This window comes from Microbacterium sp. RURRCA19A, from assembly GCF_900156455.1.
In the GTDB taxonomy this organism is placed as follows: Bacteria; Actinomycetota; Actinomycetes; order Actinomycetales; family Microbacteriaceae; genus Microbacterium.
The window spans coordinates 582,725-609,413 of record NZ_FTNQ01000001.1 but is presented as its reverse complement, the minus strand read 5'-3'; the positions used below and the strand labels follow the sequence as shown (position 1 = coordinate 609,413).

25 protein-coding genes and 1 tRNA gene are annotated in these 26,689 nt (G+C 71.4%); 15 read left to right on the top strand and 11 right to left on the bottom strand.

Features of this window, described 5'->3' with window-relative positions:
* Window positions 1-19: 19 nt before the first annotated feature.
* Window positions 20-1,264: a glucose-1-phosphate adenylyltransferase gene (gene glgC / locus BW982_RS02960; RefSeq protein WP_076490584.1), complete on the bottom strand. Its 1,245-nt coding sequence runs from the start codon at window positions 1,262-1,264 to the stop codon at window positions 20-22.
* Between the two features lie 76 nt (window positions 1,265-1,340).
* Here glgC and glgA point away from each other — a divergent pair, with 76 nt between their 5' ends.
* The 3 genes from glgA to BW982_RS02945 all read left to right on the top strand — a co-directional run bounded on the left by glgA (window position 1,341) and on the right by BW982_RS02945 (window position 3,824).
* Window positions 1,341-2,531: a glycogen synthase gene (gene glgA, locus BW982_RS02955; RefSeq protein WP_076490583.1), complete on the top strand. Its 1,191-nt coding sequence runs from the start codon at window positions 1,341-1,343 to the stop codon at window positions 2,529-2,531.
* Between the two features lie 131 nt (window positions 2,532-2,662).
* Window positions 2,663-3,445: an ABC transporter ATP-binding protein gene (locus BW982_RS02950; protein ID WP_076490582.1), complete on the top strand. Its 783-nt coding sequence runs from the start codon at window positions 2,663-2,665 to the stop codon at window positions 3,443-3,445.
* Between the two features lie 124 nt (window positions 3,446-3,569).
* Complete coding sequence (locus BW982_RS02945; protein ID WP_076490581.1) at window positions 3,570-3,824, top strand: type B 50S ribosomal protein L31; 255 nt, start codon at window positions 3,570-3,572, stop codon at window positions 3,822-3,824.
* A 51-nt stretch (window positions 3,825-3,875) separates the two neighbouring features.
* On the opposite strand, the gene BW982_RS02940 is transcribed toward BW982_RS02945, so the two are convergent.
* From BW982_RS02940 to BW982_RS02930, 3 genes are all read right to left on the bottom strand, one after another.
* Window positions 3,876-4,694, bottom strand: coding sequence for a carbon-nitrogen hydrolase family protein (locus BW982_RS02940; RefSeq protein WP_076490580.1), 819 nt, complete (start codon window positions 4,692-4,694; stop codon window positions 3,876-3,878).
* Window positions 4,695-4,766: 72 nt separating this feature from the next.
* Entirely contained in the window at window positions 4,767-6,248 is a 1,482-nt protein-coding gene (locus tag BW982_RS02935; protein ID WP_076490579.1) for an HNH endonuclease signature motif containing protein, read from the bottom strand.
* Window positions 6,249-6,344: 96 nt separating this feature from the next.
* Window positions 6,345-7,079, bottom strand: a complete 735-nt coding sequence (locus BW982_RS02930) for an exonuclease domain-containing protein (protein ID WP_076490578.1) — start codon at window positions 7,077-7,079, stop codon at window positions 6,345-6,347.
* An 88-nt stretch (window positions 7,080-7,167) separates the two neighbouring features.
* On the opposite strand from BW982_RS02930, the gene BW982_RS02925 reads away from it, so the two are divergent.
* The gene (locus BW982_RS02925) at window positions 7,168-8,052 is read left to right on the top strand and encodes an alpha/beta fold hydrolase (RefSeq protein ID WP_076490577.1); all 885 of its coding nucleotides are present in this window, start codon (window positions 7,168-7,170) and stop codon (window positions 8,050-8,052) included.
* A 21-nt stretch (window positions 8,053-8,073) separates the two neighbouring features.
* Here BW982_RS02925 and BW982_RS02920 read toward each other — a convergent pair whose 3' ends face one another.
* On the bottom strand, window positions 8,074-8,634 hold the full coding sequence (locus BW982_RS02920) for a CGNR zinc finger domain-containing protein (protein ID WP_076490576.1): 561 nt from the start codon (window positions 8,632-8,634) through the stop codon (window positions 8,074-8,076).
* A gap of 72 nt (window positions 8,635-8,706) precedes the next feature.
* Here BW982_RS02920 and BW982_RS02915 point away from each other — a divergent pair, with 72 nt between their 5' ends.
* Window positions 8,707-9,699 carry an EamA family transporter gene (locus BW982_RS02915; RefSeq protein WP_076490575.1) on the top strand — a complete coding sequence of 331 codons (993 nt, stop codon included), beginning with the start codon at window positions 8,707-8,709 and terminating at the stop codon, window positions 9,697-9,699.
* Window positions 9,700-9,768: 69 nt separating this feature from the next.
* On the opposite strand, the gene BW982_RS02910 is transcribed toward BW982_RS02915, so the two are convergent.
* Window positions 9,769-10,242: an Lrp/AsnC family transcriptional regulator gene (locus BW982_RS02910; RefSeq protein WP_076490574.1), complete on the bottom strand. Its 474-nt coding sequence runs from the start codon at window positions 10,240-10,242 to the stop codon at window positions 9,769-9,771.
* Window positions 10,243-10,418: 176 nt separating this feature from the next.
* Between BW982_RS02910 and pdhA the strand changes: the two genes are divergently transcribed.
* The 5 genes from pdhA (at window position 10,419) to BW982_RS02885 (ending at window position 15,991) form a co-directional block, all read left to right on the top strand.
* Complete coding sequence (gene pdhA, locus BW982_RS02905; protein WP_083696573.1) at window positions 10,419-11,582, top strand: pyruvate dehydrogenase (acetyl-transferring) E1 component subunit alpha; 1,164 nt, start codon at window positions 10,419-10,421, stop codon at window positions 11,580-11,582.
* 58 nt (window positions 11,583-11,640) lie between these two features.
* Window positions 11,641-12,678, top strand: a complete 1,038-nt coding sequence (locus tag BW982_RS02900; protein ID WP_076490573.1) for an alpha-ketoacid dehydrogenase subunit beta — start codon at window positions 11,641-11,643, stop codon at window positions 12,676-12,678.
* 55 nt (window positions 12,679-12,733) lie between these two features.
* Window positions 12,734-14,260 (top strand): dihydrolipoamide acetyltransferase family protein, encoded by a 1,527-nt coding sequence (locus tag BW982_RS02895; RefSeq protein WP_076491796.1) that lies wholly within the window; start codon window positions 12,734-12,736, stop codon window positions 14,258-14,260.
* Window positions 14,261-14,348: 88 nt separating this feature from the next.
* Window positions 14,349-15,527 (top strand): acyl-CoA dehydrogenase family protein, encoded by a 1,179-nt coding sequence (locus BW982_RS02890; RefSeq protein ID WP_076490572.1) that lies wholly within the window; start codon window positions 14,349-14,351, stop codon window positions 15,525-15,527.
* Window positions 15,524-15,991 carry a MaoC family dehydratase gene (locus BW982_RS02885; protein WP_076490571.1) on the top strand — a complete coding sequence of 156 codons (468 nt, stop codon included), beginning with the start codon at window positions 15,524-15,526 and terminating at the stop codon, window positions 15,989-15,991. The genes BW982_RS02890 and BW982_RS02885 overlap by 4 nt, the downstream gene beginning before the upstream one ends.
* A gap of 11 nt (window positions 15,992-16,002) precedes the next feature.
* On the opposite strand, the gene BW982_RS02880 is transcribed toward BW982_RS02885, so the two are convergent.
* Together BW982_RS02880 and BW982_RS02875 are read right to left on the bottom strand one after the other, a co-directional pair.
* Window positions 16,003-16,590 carry a histidine phosphatase family protein gene (locus BW982_RS02880; protein WP_076490570.1) on the bottom strand — a complete coding sequence of 196 codons (588 nt, stop codon included), beginning with the start codon at window positions 16,588-16,590 and terminating at the stop codon, window positions 16,003-16,005.
* 133 nt (window positions 16,591-16,723) lie between these two features.
* A complete protein-coding gene (locus BW982_RS02875) occupies window positions 16,724-17,572 on the bottom strand; it encodes a Sir2 family NAD-dependent protein deacetylase (protein ID WP_076490569.1) in 849 nt (282 codons plus the stop codon).
* A 72-nt stretch (window positions 17,573-17,644) separates the two neighbouring features.
* Here BW982_RS02875 and BW982_RS02870 point away from each other — a divergent pair, with 72 nt between their 5' ends.
* Window positions 17,645-18,451 (top strand): TrmH family RNA methyltransferase, encoded by an 807-nt coding sequence (locus tag BW982_RS02870; RefSeq protein ID WP_076490568.1) that lies wholly within the window; start codon window positions 17,645-17,647, stop codon window positions 18,449-18,451.
* Window position 18,452: 1 nt separating this feature from the next.
* Here BW982_RS02870 and BW982_RS02865 read toward each other — a convergent pair whose 3' ends face one another.
* Window positions 18,453-19,310 carry an SGNH/GDSL hydrolase family protein gene (locus tag BW982_RS02865; RefSeq protein ID WP_076490567.1) on the bottom strand — a complete coding sequence of 286 codons (858 nt, stop codon included), beginning with the start codon at window positions 19,308-19,310 and terminating at the stop codon, window positions 18,453-18,455.
* Between the two features lie 271 nt (window positions 19,311-19,581).
* On the opposite strand from BW982_RS02865, the gene BW982_RS02860 reads away from it, so the two are divergent.
* On the top strand, window positions 19,582-21,492 hold the full coding sequence (locus tag BW982_RS02860; protein WP_083696488.1) for a DEAD/DEAH box helicase: 1,911 nt from the start codon (window positions 19,582-19,584) through the stop codon (window positions 21,490-21,492).
* 171 nt (window positions 21,493-21,663) lie between these two features.
* Window positions 21,664-22,743, top strand: a complete 1,080-nt coding sequence (locus BW982_RS02855) for a VIT1/CCC1 transporter family protein (protein ID WP_076490566.1) — start codon at window positions 21,664-21,666, stop codon at window positions 22,741-22,743.
* Between the two features lie 210 nt (window positions 22,744-22,953).
* On the opposite strand, the gene BW982_RS02850 is transcribed toward BW982_RS02855, so the two are convergent.
* Both BW982_RS02850 and BW982_RS02845 read right to left on the bottom strand, forming a co-directional pair.
* Window positions 22,954-23,997, bottom strand: a complete 1,044-nt coding sequence (locus BW982_RS02850) for an isopenicillin N synthase family dioxygenase (protein ID WP_076490565.1) — start codon at window positions 23,995-23,997, stop codon at window positions 22,954-22,956.
* A 304-nt stretch (window positions 23,998-24,301) separates the two neighbouring features.
* Window positions 24,302-24,386, bottom strand: a tRNA-Leu gene (locus tag BW982_RS02845).
* A gap of 138 nt (window positions 24,387-24,524) precedes the next feature.
* Here BW982_RS02845 and BW982_RS02840 point away from each other — a divergent pair.
* Both BW982_RS02840 and BW982_RS02835 read left to right on the top strand, forming a co-directional pair.
* Window positions 24,525-25,826 carry a M20/M25/M40 family metallo-hydrolase gene (locus BW982_RS02840; RefSeq protein WP_076490564.1) on the top strand — a complete coding sequence of 434 codons (1,302 nt, stop codon included), beginning with the start codon at window positions 24,525-24,527 and terminating at the stop codon, window positions 25,824-25,826.
* An 8-nt stretch (window positions 25,827-25,834) separates the two neighbouring features.
* The gene (locus BW982_RS02835) at window positions 25,835-26,686 is read left to right on the top strand and encodes an undecaprenyl-diphosphate phosphatase (RefSeq protein ID WP_076490563.1); all 852 of its coding nucleotides are present in this window, start codon (window positions 25,835-25,837) and stop codon (window positions 26,684-26,686) included.
* Window positions 26,687-26,689 lie beyond the last annotated feature (3 nt).

Below are 26,689 nucleotides of genomic sequence, written 5' to 3'. Positions count from 1 at the left end.
CTTCCGGCATCCGGGCTGCTCAGCCCTCGACGCGGACGTCCTTCCCGACGACGGTGATGCCGGTCTCGGTCACGGTGAACCCGCGCGCGAGGTCGCGTTCGCGGTCGACACCGATGGTCGCGCCGGGGGCCAGGGTCACGTTCTTGTCGAGGATCGCGCGGTGGATACGCGCTCCCGCGCCGACCTGCACGCCGTCGAAGAGCACCGAGTCGGTGATCGTCGATCCGCCGCCGGCCAGCGCCCACGGCCCGACGACACTGCGCTCGAGATGCGTGCCCGAGAGCACGGAACCGAGGGAGACGATCGAGTCGATGGCGTTGCCGATCCGGCCCACGGAGTCGCGCACGAACTTCGCCGGGGGAGCGTTGACGGTCTGCGAGTAGATCGGCCAGTCGGTGTTGTAGAGGTTGAAGATGGGCAGCGTCGAGATCAGATCCATGTGGGCGTCGTAGAACGACTCGATCGTGCCGACGTCGCGCCAGTACGACCGGTCGCGCGAGGTCGACCCGGGAACGTCATTGCGCTGGAAGTCGTAGACCGCCGCTTCGCCGCGATTGACGAAGTACGGAACGATGTCGCCGCCCATGTCGTGCGCGGAGGTCGGCAGTTCGCCGTCGTGCGTGACGGCCTCGACGAGCGCGTCGGCGTCGAAGATGTAGTTGCCCATCGAAGCGAGCACCTCGTGCGGTGCGTCGGCGAGCCCCGTCGGGTTCTGCGGCTTCTCGAGGAACTCGCGGATCATCGTCGGATCGGACGGGTCGGTGTCGATGACGCCGAACTGGTTCGCGAGCGAGATGGGCTGACGGATGCCGGCGACCGTGGCGCGCGCATCGGAGGCGATGTGCGCGTCGAGCATCTGCGCGAAGTCCATGCGGTACACGTGATCGGCGCCGATGACGACGACGATGTCGGGCTTCTCGTCGCGGATGAGGTTCATCGACTGCAGGATCGCGTCTGCCGAACCGGAGAACCAGCGCTTGCCGAGCCGCTGCTGGGCGGGGACGGATGCCACGTACGACCCCAGCATCGGCGACATCCGCCACGTCTGGGAGATGTGCCGGTCGAGACTGTGCGACTTGTACTGCGTCAGGACGACGAGCTGGCGGAGTCCCGAGTTGATGAGATTCGAGATCGCGAAGTCGATCAGGCGGTACTGACCCCCGAAGGGCACGGCGGGTTTGGCGCGGTCGGCCGTCAGGGGCATGAGTCGCTTTCCCTCGCCGCCGGCGAGGATGATTCCGAAGACCTTCGGCGCTGCAGGCATGGCACCACCATAAGGTGCGAGCGCGATCCCGGGAACCGGCGCGCGGCGGGGGTTTCGCTGCGCTACGGTTCGTGTCATGCGCGTCGATGTCGTGACCAAGGAGTACCCGCCGGAGATCTACGGAGGAGCGGGTGTCCACGCGACCGAGCTGGTCCGTGCCCTCCGCGCGGAGGGCACCGAGGTGCAGGTACGGGCGTTCGGCGCGCCGCGCGACGAACCCGACACGACCTCGTACGCGGTGCCGACCGAACTGGCCTCCGCGAACGGGGCGATCCAGACCCTCGGTACCGACCTCGAGATCGTCTCCGACGTCGCCGGCGCGGACGTCGTGCACTCCCACACCTGGTACGCGAACTTCGCCGGGCATCTCGCGTCGTTGCTGCACGGCATCCCGCACGTGGTCACCGCCCACAGCCTGGAGCCGCTGCGTCCCTGGAAGGCCGAGCAGCTCGGCGGCGGCTACGCCGTGTCGAGCTTCATCGAGAAGACCGCGTACGAGGGCGCCGCCGCGGTCGTCGCCGTGAGCGAGGGCATGCGTCAGGACATCCTCCGCAGCTACCCGTCGCTGGATCCCGCCAAGGTGCGCGTGATCTACAACGGCATCGACACCGAGGCGTGGCATCCGGTGTCCGACGAGGCGTTCCTCGCGTCCGTCGGCATCGACGCCTCGCGGCCCTCGGTGGTGTTCGTGGGGCGCATCACCCGCCAGAAGGGGCTGCCCTACCTGCTGCGCGCCGCGGAGCAGCTGCCGCCCGACGTGCAGCTCGTGCTGTGCGCCGGTGCGCCCGACACCCCGCAGATCCTCGCCGAGGTCGAGGAGCTCGTCCGCGGTCTCCAGTCCACGCGCGAGGGCGTCGTGTGGATCGACCGGCTGCTTCCGCGCCACGAACTGTGCGCGATCCTCACGGCGGCCACGACGTTCGTCTGCCCGTCGGTGTACGAGCCGCTCGGCATCGTGAACCTCGAAGCCATGGCCTGCGGCGCCGCCGTCGTGGGCACGGCCACCGGGGGCATTCCCGAGGTCGTCGTGGACGGTGTCACGGGCCGTCTCGTGCCGATCGAGCAGGTGCAGGACGGCACCGGCACCCCCGTCGATCCGGAACGTTTCGTCGATGATCTCGCCCGTGTCCTCACCGAGGTGGTGACGGATGCCACACGCGCGGCGGAGTACGGCGAGGCCGGGCGCCGACGCGCGATCGACGACTTCAGCTGGGCCGCGATCGCCCAGACGACCGCGGCGCTGTACGCGGAGGTCGCGGGGAAGTAACTCCGTGCTCTGGCGCGCAGGGCGGTCTCGGTGGGCACGACGTCCGCGGAGGTCGCGGGCAAGCGACGGGCCTGTCCCCAGGCCGGGGTGGCGCGCCGTTGCCGGTGCGCCGAGGCCGTTAGGCTGGACGCATGCCGCAGGTTCTGGAGTTCTCCGACGTCGTCGTCCGCCGGAACGCCCGGGACATCGTGTCCCACCTCGACTGGACCGTCTCCGACGATGAACGCTGGGTCGTTCTCGGCCCCAACGGTGCCGGCAAGACCACCGTGCTCCAGCTGGCCGACACGCTGATCCATCCCACGTCGGGCTCGGTGACGATCCTCGGCGAGCGTCTCGGGCGGACGGACGTGTTCGAGCTGCGTCCGCGCATCGGATTCGCATCGTCGGCCATGGCGCGCCGGGTGCCGCCGGAAGAGACGGTGCTCGACGTCGTCCTGACCGCCGCGTACTCGGTCACGGGTCGGTGGCGCGAGCAGTACGACGACATCGACGAGCGCCGCGCGCTGCGCGTGCTCGCCGAGTGGCGCCTCGACCACCTCGCCGACCGCACGTTCGGGACGCTGTCGGACGGCGAGCAGAAGCGCGTGCAGATCGCCCGGGCGGTCATGACCGACCCCGAACTGCTGCTGCTCGACGAGCCGACCGCCAGCCTCGACCTCGGCGCCCGCGAAGAACTCCTCGCCCTCCTCTCCGGCTACGCGTCGGCCCCGACCACGCCGGCGATGATCATGGTCACCCACCACGTCGAGGAGATCCCCGTCGGGTTCACGCACGTCCTGCTGCTGCGCGACGGCGAGATCGTGGCATCCGGGCCCCTGTCCGAGGCGCTCACGGCCGACAATCTGTCGGCGACGTTCGGGGTGCAGATCAGCCTGACCCAGGATGCCGGCCGCTACGCGGCACGCGCGTCCTGATCGCTTCGGAAGCTGCGTCGTAGCGGGGCCACGGGCCTGATAGACTCGTCCTTTGGTGCCCCCGGCGCCGCAGACTTTGACCGTCCTGGCAGAATCCAGGGCACCACTTCTCAAAGGACCTCCCATGAAGACTGACATCCACCCCACGTACAAGGCCGTCGTGTTCCGCGACCTCGGCTCGGGCGAGACCTTCCTCACTCGTTCGACGGTCTCCAGCGACAAGACGATCGAGCTCGACGGCGTCGAGTACCCCGTCATCGACGTGGAGATCTCGTCGGCTTCGCACCCCTTCTACACGGGTAAGCAGCGCATCATGGACTCGGCCGGTCGTGTCGAGAAGTTCAACCAGCGCTTCAAGAACTTCGGCGGCTCGCGCTGAGTCGCAGCGGTTCTCGCCGGAAGCCCTCGTCCTTCGGGACGGGGGCTTCCGTCATTCGGCGGCGGGCGCGCCGCCGGTGAGCGGTCCGAACGTGCGCTGCGGGCCGAGTTCTGCGCGACGATCGGCCCACATCCTCTGGTCGTCGCGGATGCGCACGATCTCGTCGCGATCGAGGTCTGCGATGGCCAGCCCCTCGACGTCGTCGACCGCGGCGACGCGGCGGCCCGTCGGGTCGAAGATCGCCGAGCCGCCGATGAAGTGATTCGTCCCGCCGACGAGGCCGCTGAACACGACGTACATGCCGTTGTCGAGGGCGCGAGCGGCGTAGTGGAGGTCGCGGCGGTGTGCGCCGCCCGGGAAATACGCGCCGCTGTTCACGTACACGTCGGCGCCCGCCGCCGCGGCCGCCGCGGCATGCTCGGGGAAGTTCGCGTCGTAGCAGACCGACAGTGCGAGGCGCAGGTCGTTCACCACGAACGAGAACCCGGCGTCGCCCGCGGCGAAGACGGTGCGCTCGCTGTCATACAGGTGCTGCTTGTCGTAGGCCACGACGGCCGGTCGGTGCGGCGTGACGACGACGTCGGTCAACGTGCGGCGGTCACCGCGGTCCAGGGCGGTGTTGAGGATCGCGACGATGCCGGTGCGGTCGACGGCCCGCTGCACCGCGGCCAGCCAGCGGGTGTCGGCGGCGTCCGGGAGTGCGCCGGAGAAGACGGCGTCGTCGTAACCGGTCGTGAACGCCTCGGGGAAGACGATGACGTCCACGTTCTGCGCGCCGGCTCGTTCGATCCAGTCCGCAGCGCGCGACAGGTTGGCGTCGAGGTCGCCGCGTGTCGCCTCGGCTTGGACGGTGGCGATGCGGAGGGTCACGGAGAAAGTCTGGCAGGCGTGTGATCGCGCGGCGCGCGCGGTGGGCTACGCGATGCGCGGCGCGATGCGCGTCTAGAACGGCGGTGGGTCGGCCTCGACGTGCGCCCCGAGGGGTGTCGTCCACGCGAGGTCGCCGGTATCGGGATCGCGGCTGGCGGACCAGCGGCTCTCATGGCGCATTCGGTGATGGTGGCGGCACTCGGGATCGAGGTTGTCGTCGTCGGTCGCGCCACCGTCGCTCCACGCGTGAAGGTGGTCGAGGTCGCAGTCGCGCGTCGGACGGGCGCACCCGGGGAAGGCGCACGCCGGCGAGGTGATCCCGAGCCAGCGGCGCAGGGCCGTGGGGACCCGGTAGGTCGTGCGGTCGAGGGCGACGGGCGCGCCGGTGACGGGGTGGGTGAGCACGCGGATCCATGAGGGCGCGTCTCCCGCCAGCCGCCGAGCCGTGCCGAGGTCGATCGGGCCGTAGCCGTCGAGGGTCGCGGGAGCGTCGTCGGCGCCGAGCAGAGTGAGAGCGGGGATCGTGACGATCACGCTGGGGCGGCCGGGGGCCGGCGCGGCGGTCGATGTGCGGACGGCCGTCGCGCGGTCGCGCGTGCCCGGCGTCGTGGAGACGTGAGTGTGTGTGGCATCCACCGTCGGTCCCGCGCCGGAGAGCAGATCGGCGAACACATCGGCGCGGAGCTGAGCGAGCGTGCGCGTCTCGTCGACCGCGGCGGCGAGATGCCGGGCCGTGCGGTCGAGGCGCGTCATCGCCGCGGCGGCGCGGTCGGCGGGAAGGAAGGCGGTGAGCGTGGCCATGCCGTCGAGTTCGGCCGTCATCCACACTCCGCGGTTACCGCGGGCGCGGCCGTGGCGCGCCTCGATCGACTCGGCGTGCACGCGTTCGCGCAAGACGCGCGCGGCGGTGGCGAACCGCGCGGGCGCGAGCCTCAGCGCCCGGTCGAGGGCACCGAGGTCGAACGCTCCCCATGCGTCACGATCCTCCGGCAGAGTCGCGGCCAGCCGCGCGGTCTCGACCGCGTGACGCTCCGACACCCGTCCCTCGGTGAACGCGGCCCACATCCCCGGGCAGCGCTCGCGAAGGACGCCCGCGTGCGCCGCGCGGGTGCGCACGGTCTGTTCGGCGATCCGGAGCCGCACCGCGATCTCGGCCGCCGCGGCGCGCTCGGCCATGTCGAGGCGGTCACGTCGGACGGCCGCGGGCGTGCGGCCCCGCGGGTCGTGCCACAGTCCGTCGAGCGTGGGGTCGGGGCCGACCCAGGGGTCGGGGTCATCGAGCGCGTCGCGCAGCACGCGGTGGATCAGGTCGTACTCGGCGGCAGTGGCCCGATGGCGGGCCACTGCCGCATCGTCGAGGCGGTCGAGCAGCGCGGTGGGGCCGTGAGACGTTCCGCGATCGGCGCCGCGCACGTCGGCTTCGTCGACGATCCCGAGCGCGATCGCCCAGGCGGAATCCGCGTCGGCCTGCAGACGATCACCGTCGGGCCAGGGCGCCCAGACCTGCCCGCCGGTCGTCGACGACCGATCGCGAGGGGGTGCCGGGATCTCCATATTCGAACACTAATGAGGGGGTCCGACATCGCCCCGTGGCCAGTCGTCGCCGACCGTCGATCACCGCGCGCCCGGCCATCGTGCCACCCGCCCCGCTCAGCGGATCGGCCAGGCCCCGTCGATCGGCGGAGCCGTGGCATCCAGACGACCGATCTTCACGAAGTACTCCGTGAGGCTCGCCGCCTGCGCGCGCGCCCACGCGATCTGGCGCGTGTGCAGTTCGTCGAGGGTCGGCGGCAGCCATGCGGCGTAGCGTTCGGCGAGCGCCAGGGCGAGGCGTCCGGCGGCGACGGCGTCCGCGCACGCCTCGTGGGCGGACTCCAAGGGCACGGCGTAGTGCGCGGCGACGTGCGAGAGGGTGCGCTTGCCGCGACGGTAGCGGTCGTAGGTCTTGTCGACGACCAGCGGATCGATCACAGGCGAGGGGGCGTCGATCGGCGGGATGCCATGACGCACCGCCTCGTTCCTCAGCAGGGAGAAGTCGAAGGGCGCGTTGTAGGCGACCACCGGGATGCCCGCGTCGAAGAGCGCTCGGAGTGCCTCGACGACCTCGGACACCACCGCGGCGGCCGGTGCTCCTTTGGCGCGGGCCCGGGCGGTCGTGACGCCGTGGATCGCCGCGGCTCCGGCCGGGATCTCGACGCCCGGGTCGGCGAGCCAATCGCGCGCGTCGATGACGTGGCCGTCGGCGTCGAGCACGCCCACGTGCGCGGTCACGATCCGGTCGTCGCGGACATCGACCCCCGTGGTCTCGAGGTCGAACACACCGACGACGCGCGCCCACTCCGGTGTCTGGAACAGCGGGAGCGGCTCGGCCTGCCACGTGGTCATGCGATCAGGCTAAGACGGGGCACCGACACGGCCCCCGAGGCGCACCGGGAGGCCGAGTGCGCCGAGCCTCCCCGCCTAGAATCGACGGATGCCGAATCCCTACGCCCCGCTCCTGGCCGAGATCCCGGTGCAACGGCGCACGGCTGAGATCCTGGGCGGCACGACGGCGTACTGGACCTATGGCGACGACACCGCCGAAACCACCATCGTCGCGGTGCACGGGTTCCGCGGCGAGCACCACGGGCTCGAACCGGTCGTGGCGCACCTGCACGGCATCCGGGTCGTCTCTCCCGATCTTCCGGGATTCGGCGAGACCGCTCCGCTGCCCGGACGCGCGCACGACCTCGACGCGTACGCGGACTGGCTCCGCGCGTTCGTCGAGTCCGAGACCCCGGGTGCGGTCGTGCTCGGGCATTCCTTCGGCTCGATCGTCGCGTCCGCGGCGGTCGCCGGCGGCCTGGCGACCCCGCGGCTGATCCTCGTCAACCCGATCGGCGCCCCCGCTCTCGAAGGACCTCGCGGTCTCCTCACCCGGCTGGCGGTGTTCTACTACCTCGCCGGTGCGCGGCTGCCCCGCGCCCTCGGCGACGCGCTCCTGCGCAACGGTGTCATCGTGCGCGTCATGAGCATCGCGATGGCGAAGACCCGCGAACCCGAGCTGCGCCGCTTCGTGCACGAGCAGCACGACGCCTACTTCTCGCGCTTCGCCGATCGCGACGTGCTCCACGAGGCGTTCGTCACGAGCGTCTCGCACGACGTGCGGGAGTTCGCGCCGCGCATCGTCCAGCCCACGCTCCTGATCGCGGCCGAGAAGGACGACATCACCCCGATCGAAGCCGAGCGTCACCTCGCCACGCTGTTCCCGGATGCCGAACTCGTCGAGATCCCCGCGGTCGGTCATCTGATCCACTACGAGACGCCCGCCGCCGCGGCGTCCGCGATCCGCCGGTTCCTCGAGCGTTCCGAGCCCTGAGCCCCGCGCGGCAGCCGCAGCTCAGGCCGGCTGGTCGGCCTTGCGTCGGCGGTAGGCGTTGACGTTCATGCGGTTCCCGCAGTTCCCGGCATCGCAGTAGCGCTTCGACCCGTTCTTCGAGAAGTCGATGTACACGCCGCTGCAGTCGTCGGCGTCGCATACGCGCACGCGCGCGTACTCGTCGGCGCGGATGACGTCGACGAACGCCATCGCGGCCTCGACGAGCATGCGTTGGGCGAGGGCGTCGGACGGGTCGGAGGCGTGGATGTGCCAGTCGAAGTCGTCGTGCCGGACGAGTTGGGGGAGGGCCTTGCCGTCGCGGAGCATCGCGTTCACGAGCGGTACGGCCTCGTCGCGGTCGACGGTCCACAGCTCGTAGATGCGGGGGCGGATGCCGCGCACCGCAGCGAGTTCTCGTTCGTCGTGCGTGCGCGATCCGGTGTAGGCGTGCCGGGTCGCGAAGTCGTCGAGCTGGTCCGCGGACACGAGAGTGTCGACCCCCGTGGTGTCGGTGTGGGGGAGCGTGTTGACCAGCTCGACCGTGGCGCGGAGCACGAGCTCGGTGTCACGAATGAAGACCATGTTGACTCCTGACAGGCGAAGGCCCTACTGTCACGAGTGTAAACGTACTTGACTCCTGACAGCGGGCACTGCATGACCACTTCCTCCTCCACCCTCCCACGTCCGACCCACCGCGCGTCGGGTGCCGTCACGGGACTCGCCATCGCTGTCGGCTCCGCGCTCGCGTTCTCCTCCAGTGGACCGTTCGTCAAACCGCTCCTCGAGGGCGGGTGGTCGCTCGGCGCGGTGCTCCTCGTGCGCATGGGGCTGGCATCCCTGCTGCTCTCGCCCGCGCTCATCCGCGCGATGCGTCGCCAGCGCGGGTTCTTGCGGCAGCACGGACTCCTCATCGCGGCCTTCGGGCTCACCGCGGTCGCCGGATGCCAGCTGTTCTACTTCGCCGCCATGCAGCGCATGCCGGTAGCCGTCGCGCTGCTGATCCAGTACATCGCGCCCGTGCTGCTCGTCGCGGCGGTGTGGGTGCGCACGCGACGCGCCCCCTCGAAGCTCGTCATCGTCGGCTCGGTCGTGGCGATGGTGGGCCTCGTGCTGGTCGTCGACATCAGCGGTGCGCGGTTCGACCTCCTCGGAACCCTGTTCGCCCTGTGCGCCGCCGCGTGCACGGCGGTGTACTTCGTGATCGCCGCGCGCGCCGGCGACTCCCTCCCGCCGCTCGCGCTCGCCGCCGGCGGTCTGATCGTCGGGACCGTCGTCATGGCCCTCCTCGTGGTCTCGGGGATGCTGCCGTTCGCCGCCCCCTCGATCACCGTCTCGATCGTCGGCCTCGAGGTCCCCGGCATCCTGCCCCTGCTGTGGGTCGGCGCCGTGGCCACCACCCTCGGCTACGCGCTCGGGGTCATCGCCGTGCCGCTCATCGGCTCGCGCGTGGCGTCGTTCGTCGGGCTCAGCGAGGTGCTGTTCGCGCTCGGGTTCGCGTGGCTCCTGCTCGGCGAGACGCCCGCGCCGGTGCAGTTCATCGGGGGAGCGGTGCTGCTCGCCGGTGTCGTGCTCGTGCGGATGGATGCCGGTGACCCGGTGGAGCAGCGGACCGAGACGGCGACCATCCCGGTGGTGCCCTCGCCGTAGACGGGGCTGGGGGATCGGTCGTAGCCGCGTCGCCCGCGTCCGCCGCGAGCCGGCGGCGGTCGACGGGCCCTACAGCCGTTCGCGCGCCAGGTTCATCAGCGGGCCCACGCGGTAGCCGATGACCTCTCCCATGACGAGGGAGGTCTCGGTGCGCTCGACACCCTCGATCGAGAGGATCCGCGCGTCGGTGTCGAACAGGTGCTGCGTGTCGCGGCACGCCACTCGCACGAGGAGGTCGACCTGACCGCTGAGACCGTGTGCCTGCAGCACCTCGGGCACCTGAGCGAGCGCCTCACGGATCGCCGGGAGCTCCGCCTGCCGCACCGTCACCTGCAGGAACGCCTCGATCGGGAAGCCCAGCGCCTCGGCCGACAGGGTGCGCTCGAACGCGAGGAACACCCCGCTTTTCTCGAGGCGGCTCATGCGCGCCTGGACGGTGTTGCGCGAGAGCCCCAGCTTCTCGGCGAGCGCGACGACGGTGGCGCGCGGATCGTGGGACAGGGCGCGGAGGAGGTCGAGGTCGACCGCGTCGAGTTTGGTCATGGTGCGAAACATTAGCAGGACGCCACGTCTCCGCAATGCGCACATTGCTGAACCTGCGGCGGAGGTCTTGAGCGCCTTGCCCGCCACGCGTACGGTCGGCCCTGTCGGCGACGCCGCCGGCACCCGGATCGCCCCCGCTCCCACGAGGATCGCGGGCCGCACCTGGAGGGATGACGATGACGTACACCCAGACCCAGCCCGACCACGGACCGGCCGCCCCCGGAACCCCGGCGGACGCCCCCCGCGCGAGCGTCGGAGACGTCGACGACGTCGTCCGCGTGCTCGAACCGGACGGGACCCGCGTCCCCGACGCCGTGCTCGACCCCTGGATCGCCGACCTCTCGCCGCACGAACTGCGCGCCCTCCACCGCGACATGGTCCTGACCCGTCGCCTCGACGCCGAGGGCGTCGCCCTCCAGCGTCAGGGCCAGCTCGCGCTGTGGGCCCCGTGTCGTGGACAGGAGGCCGTCCAGATCGGCACCGCCCACGCGCTCGCCGCCGGTGACTTCGTCTTCCCCAGCTACCGCGAGCACGGCGTGCTGCTGGCCCGCGGCGCCCGGCCCGAGGGCTACGTCCTGGCCTGGCGCGGCGAGGAGCACTCCGCGTACGACCACACCACGATCAACGCGGCCCCGCCGCAGATCATCATCGGGGCGCAGACGCTCCACGCCACCGGGTGGGCGATGGGCGCGCAGCGCGACGGCTCCGACGACGTCGCCGTCGCCTACTTCGGCGACGGGGCGACCAGCCAGGGCGACGTCAACGAAGCGATGGTCTTCGCCTCCACGTTCCGGGCGCCCGTCGTGTTCGTGTGCTCGAACAACCAGTGGGCGATCTCCGAGCCGGTCACCGTGCAGACGAAGTACCCCATCGCGGGTCGCGCGCCGGGCTTCGGCATCCCGAGTCTGCGGATCGACGGCAACGACGTGCTCGCCTGCGTCGCCGCGATGCGCTGGGCGCTCGACCGTGCCCGCCGGGGCGAAGGCCCGTCCTTCCTCGAGGCGGTGACCTACCGAATGGGCCCCCACACCACCTCGGACGACCCCACCCGCTATCGCACGTCGGAGGAGGTCGACAGCTGGGCGCAGCGCGACCCGATCGCCCGCTTCGAGGCGTACCTGTGCGCCGAGGGCGTGCTCGACGACTCCGCCCTCGCCGAGGTCGCGGCGGCCGCGGACACCCTCGCCGCGGAGGTCCGTGCCGCGTGCATCGGCGCGACCACCCGCGCCCCCGAGACCGTGTTCGACCACGTCTACGCCGAGCCCCACGCGGCCCTGGCCCAGCAGAAGGCGGACTACGCGCAGTACCTCGCCGGATTCGCGACGGAGGACGCACGATGAGCATCGATCGGAAGGGCGCCGCCACCCGCGTCCGGACGTCGGCAGGGGAGGGACTCGAATGACCGCGCTCACGATGGGCGCCGCGATCACCGCGGCACTCGCCCGTTCCCTCGCCGACGACGACCGGGTCCTGCTCATGGGAGAGGACATCGGCAGACTCGGCGGGGTCTTCCGGGTCACCGACGGGTTGCAGCAGCGCTTCGGCGCTCAGCGCGTCGTCGACACCCCGCTCGCCGAGGCGGGCATCGTCGGCACGGCCGTCGGCCTCGCCCTGCGCGGCTACCGCCCGATCGTCGAGATCCAGTTCGACGGCTTCGTGTACCCGGCGTTCGACCAGATCGTGTGCCAGGTCGCCAAGCTCCACTACCGCAGCAACGGCCGGATCCGGATGCCGATGGTCATCCGCATCCCGTGGGCCGGGGGAGTCGGGGCCGCCGAGCACCACTCCGAGTCGCCCGAAGCGTACTTCGCCCACACCGCCGGACTGCGGGTGGTCGCCGCCAGCACCCCGCAGGACGCCTACGTCATGCTGCGGCAGGCCGTGGCATCCGATGACCCGGTCGTCTTCTTCGAGCCCAAGCGTCTCTACCACTCCAAGGGGGAGGTCGATCTGGATGCCGACCTCGCCGACGCCCCGCCCCTGCACCTCGCCCGCGTCGCCCGCGAAGGAACGGACGCGACGATCGTCACGTACGGAGCGCTCGTCCGCACGGCGCTGGACGCCGCGCTCGCCGCGGAGGACGAAGGGATCTCGCTCGAGGTGATCGACCTGCGGTCGCTGTCGCCCATGGACCTCACCACGGTCGCCGCCTCCGTGCGCAAGACCGGCCGGGTCGTCGTGGCGCACGAAGCAGCCCGGCAGGCGGGGCTCGGCGCCGAGATCGTCGCGAGCATCACCGAACGCTGCTTCCACCATCTCGAGGCGCCGCCCGAGCGCGTGACGGGGCACGACATCCCCTACCCGCCGTCGAAGCTCGAGAAGCACCACGTGCCCGACCTCGACCGCCTGCTGTACGCGGTGGATGCCGTGCTCGAGCGCACGAGCGGACACGCCCTGTCCGCGCGGACCCCGACCGCGACGGAGGGTGCGCGATGATCGCCGAACGCCGCGCCTCTCGCCGGACGACGTCGACCCCGACGGGAGACGTGCGATGATCGCCGAATTCCTGCTGCCCGATCTCGGCGAGGGGCTGCCCGAAGCCGAGATCGTGCAATGGCTCGTCGACGAGGGCGACGAAGTGACCCTCAACCAGACGATCGCCGAGGTCGAGACGGCCAAGGCGGTCGTCGAGATCCCGTCGCCCTACGCCGGGACCGTGCGCGGTCTCCACGCCGCCGCCGGAGACGTCGTCGCCGTCGGGTCGCCTCTCGTGTCGTTCGCGGTGGGTGAGACCGACCCGGCGGCCCCCACGGGTCCGACCGCAGCCGGGGCCGCGGGCCGCCCCGCGGAGTCCGTGGCCGACACGCCGGTCCCCGAGGACGGCGAACGGCGTGCCGCCGACGAACTCCGCACGACGGAACCGGCGACGGGGCCCGCGGCGACGCCGAACCTCGTCGGATACGGTGCCGCGCCGGCATCCGGAACCCGTCCGCGCCGCCGCGCCCGCACCGCCGGGACGCCCGGCACGCTCGACCTCGAACAGGCGGTGCACCGGTCGGCGCCGCACGACGTCGTCCCCGCGGCCGCGGCCGAGCCGGTCCTCGAACGCCCCCGGTCCACACCGCCGGTCCGCAAGCTCGCGAAAGACCTCGGCGTCGATCTCGACCTCGTCGCGGCCACCCACCCCGGCGACCTCGTGACACGGGCGCACGTCGAGGAGTTCGCGGCGCGGACGGCATCCAGGGCGGAATCGGCGCACGCCGGTCCGTTCTCCCTCGCGTCGACGGTCCCCGCGGCTGACGCGTCACTGTCGCGCGCCCCGCGCGCCGACACCGTTCCTTTCGCGTCGACGGTCCCCCCGGCTGTCTCCACCGATCCGCGCACCACGCGCACTCCGATCCGCGGCGTGCGCAAGCACACCGCCGCCGCGATGGTGCGCAGCGCCTTCACCGCGCCGCACGCCACGACGTTCCTCACGCTCGACGTCACCGCGACGACGGACCTGCTCTCCTCGCTCAAGACCGATCGGGCCCTCGACGGGCACCGCATCGGCGTGCTGGCGATCGTGGCGAAGGCCGTGTGCCTGGCGCTCGGCCGTACCCCCGCGCTCAACTCCCGGTGGGACGAGGAGGCCGGCGAGATCGTCGAGCACCACTTCGTCGCCCTCGGCATCGCGGCGGCGACCGACCGGGGTCTGGTGGTACCGGTGATCCGCGACGCCGACACGCTGCCGCTCGTCGACCTCGCCGACGCCATCGCCGAGCTCGCCGCGACCGCCCGTGCCGGACGAACGGCGCCGGCCGACATGACGGGCGGAACGTTCTCGATCACCAACGTCGGCGTCTTCGGCGTGGATGCCGGCACCCCGATCCTCAATCCGGGCGAGGCCGGGATCCTCGCCGTCGGAGCGGTGCGCCGCACCCCGTGGGAGCACCAGGGCGGGATCGCGCTGAGAGACGTGCTGACCCTCAGCCTCTCGTTCGACCATCGGCTCGTCGACGGGGCCGAGGCCGCGCGCTTCCTCACCGACGTCGCCGGTGTCCTGCGCGAACCGGGGAGGGCGATGCTTCTGCGCTGACGTGCGCCCCGCCTCGCCCCCTTCACCCCGCCCCGTCCGTTCCGCCGCGTCCGCGGCATCCGCCCTCTCGATCCCCAGGAGGATCCCCGTGAGCATCGACAGCCAGCAGGCCTTCACCGACGACGAGCGCGAGCTCGCCGGGATGGTGCGCGAGTTCGCCGACGAGGTGATCGCGCCGCGCTCCTACGAGGCCGACCGCGCCCACGAACTGCCGCTCGACATCGTCGCCCAGATGGGCGACCTGGGCCTGTTCGGGTTGCCGTTCCCGGAGGAGGTCGGGGGGCAGGGCGGCGACTACGCGGCCCTGTGCGTGGCGATCGAGGCGATCGCCCGTGTCGACCAGTCCCTCGCCATCACCCTCGAAGCCGGTGTGGGACTCGGCGCGATGCCGCTGTACCGGTTCGGCAGCGACGCCCAGAAGGCCGAGTATCTGCCCGACCTGGTCGCCGGGCGCGCGCTCGCCGGGTTCGGGCTCACCGAGGCCGAGGCCGGCAGCGACGCCGGTGCGACGCGCACGACCGCGCGCCTCGACGGCGACGAGTGGGTCGTCGACGGGTCGAAGCAGTTCATCACCAACTCCGGGACCGCCATCACCAGCTACGTCGCCGTCACCGCGGTCACGGACCGCCGCGGGGAGCGCCCCGAGATCTCGACGATCATCGTGCCCCGCGGCACCCCCGGGTTCACCGTCGGCGCGGCGTACGACAAGGTCGGGTGGAACGCCTCCGACACCCACCCGCTCACCTTCGACGCCGCCCGGGTCCCCGCGGCGAACCTGCTCGGCGAGCGCGGGCAGGGGTTCAAGAACTTCCTGCGCACCCTCGACGAAGGCCGCGTGGCGATCGCGGCCCTCGCGACGGGTGCAGCCGAGGGATGCCTCGAAGCGGCGGTGGACTACGCCCGCAGCCGCACCGTGTTCGGCGAGCGGCTGTCGACGAAGCAGAACGTGCAGTTCCTGCTCGCGCGGATGCACGCGCGGGTCCACACCGCGCGACTGGCGTGGGTGCACGCGGCGCGCCTGTGCGACGCCGGCAAGCCCTTCGCGGTGGACGCGGCGGTGGCGAAGATGACCGCGAGCGACGCGGCCATGGCCAACGCCCGGGACGCGACGCAGATCTTCGGCGGCAACGGCTTCATCAACGAGTACCCCGTGGCACGGCACTACCGCGACTCGAAGATCCTCGAGATCGGTGAGGGCACGACCGAGGTGCAGCTCATGGTGATCTCGCGGGCGCTCGGCCTGGTCGGGAGTACCGTTGCCGCATGATCGAGCAGCGGGGCCTGTATCTGGAGGAGTTCGTCGTCGGTGAGCGCTACGGTCACCGACCCGGGCGCACCGTCACCGACGCCGACAACGTCCTGTTCACGACCCTCACGATGAACGCGCAGGCACTCCACCTGGATGCCGCGTACGCGGCGACCCAGCCGTTCGGCCGGCCCCTGGTGAACTCGATGTGGACACTGTCCACGCTCGTCGGGCTTTCGGTGGCGCAGCTCACCCAGGGCACGCTCGTGGCGCAGCTGGGCCTCAGCGATGTGAGCTTCCCCGCGCCGTTGTTCGTGGGGGACACCCTCACAGCGGAGACCGAGGTGGTGTCGGTGCGTCCGTCGGCGTCGCGTCCCGGTCAGGGCGTGGTCGTGCTCGCGCACACCGGCCGTTCGCAGAACGACGAGGTGGTGGCGACCGCGACGCGCACGGTGCTGGTGTGGTCGAAGGAATCAGCCGGATGAAGCGCTGACGGTCAGTTCGCGACGCCGGCGTAGGCCAGCATCTCCCACCCCTCGCCGTCCAGGCGGAAGACGGTGGCGGAGCAGTTCGGCAGACGCTCGCCGACGCGCGGGAACTCACCGTCGGTGGCGTGCATGATGACCTCGCGGATGAGGGCGCCGTGCGCGACCGCGATGACGTCCACGCCGTCGGGAGCCTCGGCGACCGCGTCGGCGATCGCGGCGAGCGCACGCTCGCGGACGGCGGGCCAGGCCTCGGCACCCGGCACCTCGGCCGCGTGCCACGGGCCGTACGTCTCGGCGAAGGTCTGCGCATCCATCCCCTCGGCGTCGCCGTAGGACCTCTCGCGCAGGCCCGGGAGACGGCGGCGCACCGTGGTGCCGAGAGCCGCCGCGACGATGTCGGCGGTCTCGGCCGCGCGCGACAGGTCGCTCGAGACGACGATGACCTCGCGCCCGGCGTTCTCGGCGGCCAGCGTCTCGGCGACACCCCGGGCCTGGAGTCGCCCGGTGTCGTTGAGGGGGATGTCGGTCGAGCCCTGGACGCGTCCGCCGGCATTCCAGTCGGTCTCGCCGTGGCGTACGAGGGTGAGGATCGTCACCGTTCGAGCCTACCCGCGGGGACCGGCAGGGTCGCCGTGAGCGCCGTCGGGGTCAGGTGCGTCAGAGCAGGCCGGGCAGGCGTGGGGCGAGGGCGCCGAGCACGTCGCTGGTGCCCGCGGCGGTGTCCGACGTTCAGAGCAGGCCGGGCAGGCGTTGGGCGAAGATGTTCAGCACGTCGCTGGTGCCCGCGTCGATCTTCACCGCGGCCCGCTGGTCGGCCCGGGTCGCGCCGCGGTTGATGATGACGACGGGGAGGCGGCGTCGCCGCGCGCGCTCGACCAGGCGGATGCCGCTGTTCACGACCAGCGACGACCCGGCGACGACGAGCGCCTGGCTCGCGTGGACGAGCTGCTCGGCCTCGCGGAACTTCTCGACCGGGATGTACTCGCCGAAGAACACCACGTCGGGCTTCAGCGTGCCCCCGCACACGGAGCACACCGGGACGACGAATCCCTCGGCCGAAGCGGGGGTGACGTCACCGTCGGGGCCGAGCTCGACGTTCTCGGGAAGTGAGATCCACGGGTTGTCGGCCTCGACGCGGGCCGCGAGATCGCGACGGTCGAACACCTGACCGCAGTGCAGGCACCCCACCCGCCGCATCGTGCCGTGCAGCTCGACGACCCGGTGGCTGCCCGCGCGGACGTGGAGCCCGTCGACGTTCTGCGTGATGACGCCGTTGGAGACGCCCGCGTTCTCGAGCGCGGCGAGCGCACGGTGACCGTCGTTCGGCTCGGCGGCGGCGAACACCTTCCACCCGAGGTGGCTGCCCACCCAGTACCGACGGCGCGCGTCGGCGTCGGCGAGGAATTGCTGCGCCGTCATCGGCGTCCGCGTCGGCGCGCCCTTGCCGCGGTAGTCGGGGATCCCCGAGTCCGTGGACACCCCGGCGCCGGTGAGCACGGCCACGCGGCGGCCGGCGAGCACTTCGACGGCTCGATCGATGGATGCCAGGGTCTCGGCATCCTTCGTCGTGTCCGTCATACCCACCTCCGTCAGGTCGAGTCTAGGACCGCCCGCGGGCACCGTCGTCCGGGGTGCTGGCAGAGTGGGACGATGCCCGTGATCTCCATCGACGCCGCCTCCGACCCCCGACTGGCGGACTACCGCGACCTCACCGACGTGTCGTTGCGGCGGGTGTCGGAGCCCGCGGGCGGGCTGTACATCGCGGAGTCCGCCAAAGTGCTGGATCGGGCGCTGCGCGCCGGTCATCGTCCGCGCTCCGTGCTCGTACAGGAGAAGTTCCTCGACGACGCGCTCGCCCTCGCCGGCGAGGATGCCGAGATCTACGTCGTTCCGGCCGAGGTCGCGGAACAGGTGACGGGATACACCGTGCACCGGGGGTTGCTGGCATCCATGCACCGGCCGATCCTGGCATCCGTCGAGGACGTCGTGAAGGACGCCCGGCTCGTGGTCGTGCTCGAGGACATCGTCGACCACACCAACGTCGGTGCCGCGTTCCGTTCCGCGGCCGCGCTCGGTGCCGACGCGGTGCTCGTCACCCCGCGGTGCGCCGACCCGCTCTATCGCCGGAGCGTGCGGGTGAGCATGGGGACGGTGTTCCAGGTGCCGTGGACGCGGCTGCCCGAGTGGCCCGAGGCCAAGCCGCTGCTGCAGCGGGCGGGGCTGCACCTCGCCGCCCTCGCGCTCGCCGAGGACGCCGTCACCCTCGACGCGTTCGCCGCGGCCGGGCACGAGCGGGTGGCACTGCTGATGGGCGCCGAGGGCGACGGGCTGAGCCGCGGGGCGCTCGCCGCGGCCGACACGGTCGTGACGATCCCGATGGCCGGGGGAGTGGACTCGCTCAACGTCGCCGCGGCGAGCGCGGTGGCGCTGTGGGAACTGGGGCGCGGGTTGCGCTGACTCAGACCTGCGTCCCGCGCGAGGCCGCGGCATCCCGGCCCGGGGCGAGGGTCACCACGGGCAGCGGCTCGGGGCGCTTGGGCTGGATGTGGTCGCCCGACGACTCGTGGCGCAGGCGCCGCAGCACCCACGGCACGAGGTAGGCGCGGGCCCAGACGAGGTCTTTCTCGCGTGCGGCGCGCCACGTCGTCGGCGGAAGGGCCTCGGGCTGCATCGGCTGCAGTTCGTTGGGGACGTTGAGGGCGCGCAGCACCATCCGGGCGACCTCGTGATGGCCGAGGGTGTTGTAGTGGAGGCGGTCGTCGTCGAAGAAGCGCATGTCCTGCACCTCTTTCAGCCCCCACTGGTTCGCGACGATGCAGTCGTAGCGGTCGGCGATCGAGCGGATGTTCTCGTTGTAGATCGCGACCTTGCCGCGGATACCGCGGAACACCGGCGTGAACTCGGTGTCGATCCCGGTGAACACGACGAGCGTCGCACCGTCGCGGCGCAGCCGCACGACGGCATCCTCGAACTGCTGCGACACCACGTCGGGATCGGTGCCGGGGCGGATGACGTCGTTGCCGCCCGCCGAGAACGTGATGAGGTCGGGTTTCAGCGCCAACGCCGGTTCGATCTGGTCGGCGACGATCTGGCCGATCAGCTTCCCGCGCACGGCGAGGTTGGCGTACGCGAAGTCGTCGACCTGGGATGCCAGGACCTCGGCGACACGGTCGGCCCAGCCGCGGTGTCCGCCGTCGGGCAGGGGGTCGCCGATCCCCTCGGTGAAGGAGTCGCCGAGGGCGACGAAGCGGCGCCAGGGATGCGGGCCGGCGTTGTCGGACGGAGACGGAGCGGGCGAGTGCGGATCGAGTGTCATCGAAACCTCCGCCTCCAGGCTAACCCCGCCCTCCGACACGGCAAGGGGCCTGCCCGTACCCCTCTCCGCTGCGCCCGGCGGGGCCGCCCTGCTCGCCGTCTCACTCCGTCCTGATAAACGGCATCCACGGCGAAACACAGGACGACGGCACGTTTCTGGTCGCCGATCGCGTTTATCGCTGATGGTGTCGCGGAACGCTCCCCAGGCGGCCACCGCACCTCCGCGATCTCGCCTATCGTGGATGTTCGCGCTCGCGAGGGAAGGAGGTTCGATGCTGGAAGAAGAAGCCCGCGCATCGGCCCTCCCGAACACCTCCGACGCGGCCGAGTCCGAACTGTCGTTCGGGGAGTCCGCCGACGAGCACCACTTCGGAAGCTTCGCCGCCGAGCACCTGTCGCCCTCGTTCCCGCAGCGCGCCCCGTGGGGCACCGCCCAGCGCCTCCGTGCGTGGCAGGCCGAGGCGCTCGACCAGTACTTCGGCTCCGACGGACCCGACGGGGTCGGCAAGGGCCCCCGCGACTTCCTCGCCGCCGCCACCCCCGGCGCCGGCAAGACGACCTTCGCCCTCCGCCTCGCGTCCGAACTCATGCGTCGCCGCGTCGTCGACCGCATCGTCGTCGTGGCCCCCACCGAGCACCTCAAGACCCAGTGGGCGGAGGCGGCGGCGCGGGTCGGCATCCGTCTCGACCCGTACTTCTCCAACCGGCACGCCACGCCGTCACGGCAGTACCACGGCGTCGCGGTCACCTACGCGCAGGTGGCCGTGAAGGCCGAGGTGCACCAGCGCCTGACGATGGATGCCAGGACCCTGGTGATCCTCGACGAGGTGCACCACGGCGGCGACGCGCTCAGCTGGGGCGACGCGCTCCGCGAAGCGTACGGCCGCGCCACCCGTCGCCTGCTGCTGTCGGGAACGCCGTTCCGCAGCGACACCGCGCCCATCCCGTTCGTGGAGTACCACCCGAACGACAAGGGCATCCGCCTCTCGCGCACCGACTACGCCTACGGCTACCGGCGCGCGCTCGACGACGGTGTCGTCCGCCCCGTCTTCTTCCTCGTCTACGCCGGGCAGATGCGCTGGCGCACCAAGGCCGGGGAAGAGATGGAGGCCCAGCTCGGACAGGACAACACCAAGGACATCACCTCGCAGGCGTGGCGCACCGCGCTCGACCCCAACGGCGACTGGATCCCCGCGGTCCTGCGCTCGGCCGACCGACGCCTCACCGAGGTACGCGAGACCGTCCCGGATGCCGGTGGCCTCATCATCGCGACCGACCAGACCGCGGCCCGCGCCTACGCCACGATCCTCGAGGACATCAGCGGCGAGAAGGTCACGGTGGTCCTCTCCGACGAGGCCGAGGCGTCGAGTCGCATCGAGACGTTCTCGAAGGGCACGAGCCGGTGGATGGTCGCCGTCCGCATGGTGTCCGAGGGCGTCGACGTGCCGCGCCTCGCCGTCGGCGTGTACGCCACGAGCGCCTCGACGCCGCTGTTCTTCGCCCAGGCGATCGGCCGCTTCGTGCGCGCCCGCCGGCGAGGGGAGACCGCGAGCGTGTTCCTCCCCAACGTCCCCCCGCTCCTCGCTCTCGCCGGGGAGATGGAGGCCCAGCGCGACCACGCCCTCGACCGCGACAGCGACGCGGAAGACCAGTGGAACGCCGAAGAAGACATGATGGACGCCGCCGAGCGCGAGGACAAGGCGTCCGACGCGCTCGAGCAGGAGTTCGAGTATCAGGCCCTCGGTTCGCTCGCGCACTTCGACCGTGTGCTGTTCGACGGGCAGGAGTTCGGCCAGCTCGCCGTTCCGGGCACCGTCGAGGAGGAGGAGTTCCTCGGCATCCCGGGGTTGCTCGAACCCGAGCAGGTGCACGAGGTGCTCATGACCCGCGCCTCGCGCCAATCGCGGCACCGCTCCTCGCGCGAGGCGAAAGAGAAGGAGAGCGGGCGAGAACCGCCCGGCGTCGACGAGGGCGGACTTCCGCAGCCGCTGCATCGCACCCTGAGAGAGCAACGGCAGCTGCTCAACAGCCTCGTCGGGCTCTACGCGCGCCGGACCGGCGAGGCGCACGGTCTCGTGCACGCCGAACTGCGCCGCATCTGCGGCGGACCCGCCGTCTCGCACGCGACGGTCGCGCAGCTGCAGGCGCGCATCGAAGTGCTGCGCAAACGCGTCCGGTCCTGAGACCTCGCCCCGCTCCGCCGGGGTGGTTTCGCGACCCCGAAATGCTGGCATCCGGTTCCCCGGAACCGCGTCGTTCCGGGCTTCGGAGGGCCGAAATGCTGTCAGTATCGGCCGACGCGCCCGGGGGAGGGGTGCGCGCCGCCTAACGTGGGGGCGACCCGAAGGAGAACCGTGACGATCGCCGCCACACCCACCGCCCGCGACCGCCGCCGCTGGGCGCGCTATCTCGTCGACGAGCGTGCCGAGGCCCGCGTGTACCGCGACCTCGCGAGCCGCCGCACGGGCGAGGAACGCGAGATCCTCCTCGCGCTCGCCGAGGCCGAAGGACGCCACGAACAGCACTGGATCGACCTGCTCGGCGACACCCCGCATCGACTTCCCCGGCCCGGCCTCGGAACGACGCTGCTGGCCTGGATGGCGCGCCGCTTCGGCTCGATCTTCGTGCTCGCGCTCGCCCAGAATGCCGAGGCGCGCTCGCCCTATGCCGACGAACCGTACGCGACCGCGCAGATGGCCGCCGACGAGCAGGTGCATCACGAGGTCGTCCGCGGCCTCGCGGCCCGAGGACGCCGGCGCCTGTCCGGCACCTTCCGCGCCGCCGTGTTCGGGGCGAACGACGGACTCGTGTCGAACCTGGCGCTCGTGATGGGCGTCGGCGCCACCGGTGTAGCCCCGAGCTTCGTGCTGTTCAGCGGCATCGCCGGTCTCCTCGCCGGCGCCCTGTCGATGGGCGCGGGGGAGTTCGTGTCGGTGCGTTCGCAGCGCGAACTGCTCGAGGCCACCGAAGAGAGCGACTTCGCCGACGCGGCGATTCCGCACCTCGACCTGGATGCCAACGAGCTCGCGCTCGTCTACCGCACCCGGGGGATGGATGCCGAGGAGGCCCTGGCGAAGGCGCGCGAGGTCGTCACCGCCGCCCAGGCCGGCACCGCCCCGGCCGCCGCGGCACCGGGGGAGTCGTCGGACGAGGTCGTCGGGAGCGCCTGGGGCGCGGCCATCTCCAGCTTCCTGTTCTTCGCCTCCGGCGCGATCATCCCGGTCCTGCCGTGGATCTTCGGTATGAGCGGTGTCGGGGCGGTCGCGCTCGCCCTCGGTCTCGTGGGCGTCGCCCTGCTCGGCACCGGTGCGATGGTGGGCCTGCTCTCCGGCGCCTCGCCGCTCAAGCGCGGCCTGCGACAGCTCGCGATCGGCTTCGGCGCCGCCGCCGTGACGTACGTGCTGGGTCTGCTGTTCGGGGTGTCCGCGGCCTGACGCCCCGGCATCCGCCCGCGGTTCCGCCCCTCCCTCCCCGATAAACGCGATCCACGACGAGAAACGGGACGACCCCGCGTTTCTGGGCGTGGATCGCGTTTATCGCGGGATGCCGAGCGGCGCCGGGCCCGCGCTCACCCGTGCCGGGCTACGACCCGCGCGGTGCCGGGCCCGCGCTGGGCTACGATCCGCGCGGTGCCGGACCCGCGCTCACCCGCGGCTCGCGGTCAGCCGAGCGGCCTCGCGCACCGCGGACGCGTTCTTCCGGCCCGCGCGGGACCCCGCGAGCTTCGCCGCGATGTGCTGCGCGACCGTCACCGGCTCGTACAGCGCGGGAGACTCGCGCGACGCGAAGTGAGGGAGCACCCCCACCACCGCGTCGGCGTTGCCGTCGTGGAAGAACGCGGCCGACCGCCGCCGCTCGATGGTTCCGTCGATCACCGGCGGCTTCACCCGGTGCAGCGTCGACAGCCACTTGTCGTTCGTGAGGCGCGCGGCCACGTCGCCGATGTTCACCAGCAGCGCGCCCTCGGCGGGCAGGACGTCGTTCCACGAGCCGTCGAGCCCCAGCACCTGCAACCCCGCGACCCGGTCGGCCCACAGCACCGTGACCAGACCGAAGTCGGTGTGCTCGCCCATTCCGGTCAACTCCGCGCCGAGTTCGATCGACCCCGGAGGCAGGGCGTAGTTGTTCATCCTGAGCACGTCGATCGAGTGATCGGTGAGCGCATCGAGGGAGTCCTCGGGCACCCGCAGCGCCGCGGCGAAGATCTGGGTGAGCGTCCGCGCCACACGGCGCGCCTCGTCGAAGTAGGTCTCGATCGACGAGCGGAACGCCGGAACCGCATCCGGCCACGTGTTCTCGGCGTAATCCGCCGCCGTCGCGGTCGTCCCCGGGTACTCGCGCCACGACGTGCCGACGTTGAACGCCTCGAAGAAGTCGTTCATCCGCGTCACCGGGTCGATGCCGAGGCTGTAACTGAGCGACTCGCTCTTGGGCGGCGTGTACCCGCGATTCTCCGCCGCCGGGCGGACGTACTGCTTCTTGGCATCCAGGGAGAGCCCGAAGAAGCCGTCGAGCGCGTCTTCGAGGTCGGAGATCACGCGGTCGGGCACGCCGTGCCCGACGATCTGCATGAACCCGACAGTGCGGCAGGCGTGGTCGACGGCCGCGACCACGGCTGCGCGGGCCGCTTCGGGGCCGCGGCCGACCCAGGCGGAGATGTCGATGGTGGGAACGTGGAACCGGTACATGTGGCATCCATCCTTCCGGGATGCCTCGACGCTACGACCGCGATGTCACGTCGGCGTTTCGCCGGTGTCACGGGTCGAGCCGCCCTCCCACTCCTGCAGAAATGAGAAAGACCCCCGGGACGAACCCGGGGGTCTTTCTCATCTGTGCGCGAGGGGGGACTTTCCCCACCGCCCCTCCACGCGCCGCTGCGCGGCACGCGGAGCCTCCGGCGGCGTGGGCCCAACCCCGCACGGGTTCGCCGCCCTCCCGCTCGCGCAGACAACGAAGAAGGCCCCGGACGAATCCGGGGCCTTCTTCGTTCTGTGCGCGAGGGGGGACTTGAACCCCCACGCCCTATACGGGCACTAGCACCTCAAGCTAGCGCGTCTACCTATTCCGCCACCCGCGCATTGGGTGTTGGTCGCTTTCGCAACGAAGAACGACATTACCACGCCCGGGGCGCACCCCCGAACCGGGGCGACAGCCCGGGCGCGTCCCGCCGCGGCGTGGACGGGGAAGGCGGCGGCGTCCGGGTACCGTAGTGCGCATGTCCGAGCACGACGCCGACCCGCCCGAGGTCGCCCGCGTGGCCGCCGACCTCATCCGCTTCGACACGACGAACTTCGGAGGCGGCCGGTCCCGCGGCGAGCGCGAGGCCGCCGAGTATGCGGGGGCGTACCTCGAGGCCCTCGGCCTGGACGTCGACTACTACGAGCCGATCGACCGCCGCACCAACCTCTCGACGCGCATTCCGGGCCGCAACCCCGACAAGCCCGCGCTCATCCTCCACGGGCATCTCGACGTCGTCCCCGCCGTCGCCGAGGACTGGAGCGTCGACCCGTTCGCGGGCGAGATCCGCGACGGCATCCTGTGGGGCCGCGGTGCGGTCGACATGAAGGACATGGATGCCATGATCCTCACCGCCGTGGCCGACGTGCTGCGTTCGGGGGAGCAGCCGGAGCGCGACATCATCGTCACGTTCTTCGCCGACGAGGAGAACGGCGGGGTCGAGGGTTCGGCTCTCGTCGTCCGCGACCGCCCCGAATGGTTCGCCGGTGCGACGGAGGCGATCAGCGAGGTCGGGGGCTACTCGATCTCCGTGGACGACCGCCGCGCGTACCTGCTGCAGGTCGGCGAGAAAGCGCTCCTCTGGATCAAGCTCGTGGCGCGGGGGCGTGCCGGCCACGGCAGCGCGTTGCACCCAGACAACGCGGTGACCGCGGTCGCGGAGGCCGTCGCGGCGCTCGGGCGCACGCAGTGGCCTGTCCGCCTGACCGACACCACGACGCGGCTCCTCGCGGGATTGGCCGAGCTGACCGGAGTCGACGCCGGCGACCCCGATGCCCTCGCGCAGCGCGCGGGCGCGGCATCCGGATTCCTGCGCTCGACGCTCCGCACGACGACCAACCCGACGGGCCTGACGGCGGGATACAAGCACAACGTCATCCCCGACCGCGCCGAGGCCCTCATCGACGTGCGGGTGCTGCCCGGCACCGAGGAAGCGGCGCTCGACGACATCCGTCGCATCGTCGGGCCCGGCATCGAGGTCGAGATCGTCCATCGGGACATCGGCCTCGAGGTGCCGTTCGCGGGCGACCTCGTGGATGCCATGGTCGGGCAGCTCGCCCGCCACGACCCGGGGGTCCCGGTGATCCCGTACCTCATGGGCGGCGGCACCGACAACAAGGCCCTCGCCTCCCTCGGAATCTCCGGTTACGGGTTCGCGCCGTTGCGACTCCCGTCCGATCTCGACTTCACCGGGATGTTCCACGGTGTGGATGAGCGCGTCCCCGTCGACGCGCTCGAGTTCGGTCGTCGAGTTCTCGCCGACCTCATCCGGACGTACTGAAGGAACACATGCAGAACATCTTCGAGGTCATCATCCTCGGGCTCGTCCAGGGCCTGACCGAGTTCCTCCCCATCTCCTCCAGCGCGCATATCCGCATCGTGGGGGAGTTCCTCCCGTCGCAGACCGACCCGGGCGCGACGTTCACCGCGATCACGCAATTGGGCACCGAGCTGGCCGTCCTCCTCTACTTCCGTAAGAAGATCGGGCGGGTGATCTCCCGCTGGTTCGGATCGCTCACCGGTCGGGTGCCGCGCAACGACCCCGACGCCCGCATGGGATGGCTGATCATCATCGGCACGATCCCCATCGGCGTGGCGGGGTTCCTGCTGCAGAGCCTGATCCGCGACAACTTCCGGAGCCTGTGGATCACGGCGGTCGTGCTGATCGTGTTCGGCATCCTCCTGGGGCTCGCCGACCACTACGGAAAACGCCGTCGCGACCTGGACGACCTGACCTACCCCCACGGCCTGGCCTACGGGTTCGCGCAGGCCCTCGCCCTCGTGCCGGGCGTGTCCCGCTCGGGCGCGACCACCACCCTGGGGCGCGCGCTGGGGTACAAGCGCACCGCCGTCGCCGAATACTCGTTCCTGCTCGCCGTCCCCGCGGTGTTCGTCAGCGGTCTCTACGAGCTGTACAAGAGCTTCGACGAGGGCACCGGACCGTACAACCTCGCCGAGACGGGGCTGGCGACGGTCATCGCGTTCGTCGTCGGCTTCCTCGTCATCGCGTTCCTCATGCAGTACCTCAAGAAGGGCAGCTTCCTGCCGTTCGTGATCTACCGCATCGTCCTCGGAATCGTCGTGATCGTCCTGCTCCTGACCGGAGTCGTCCCGGCCGAATCGACCATCATCTCCGGCTGATCC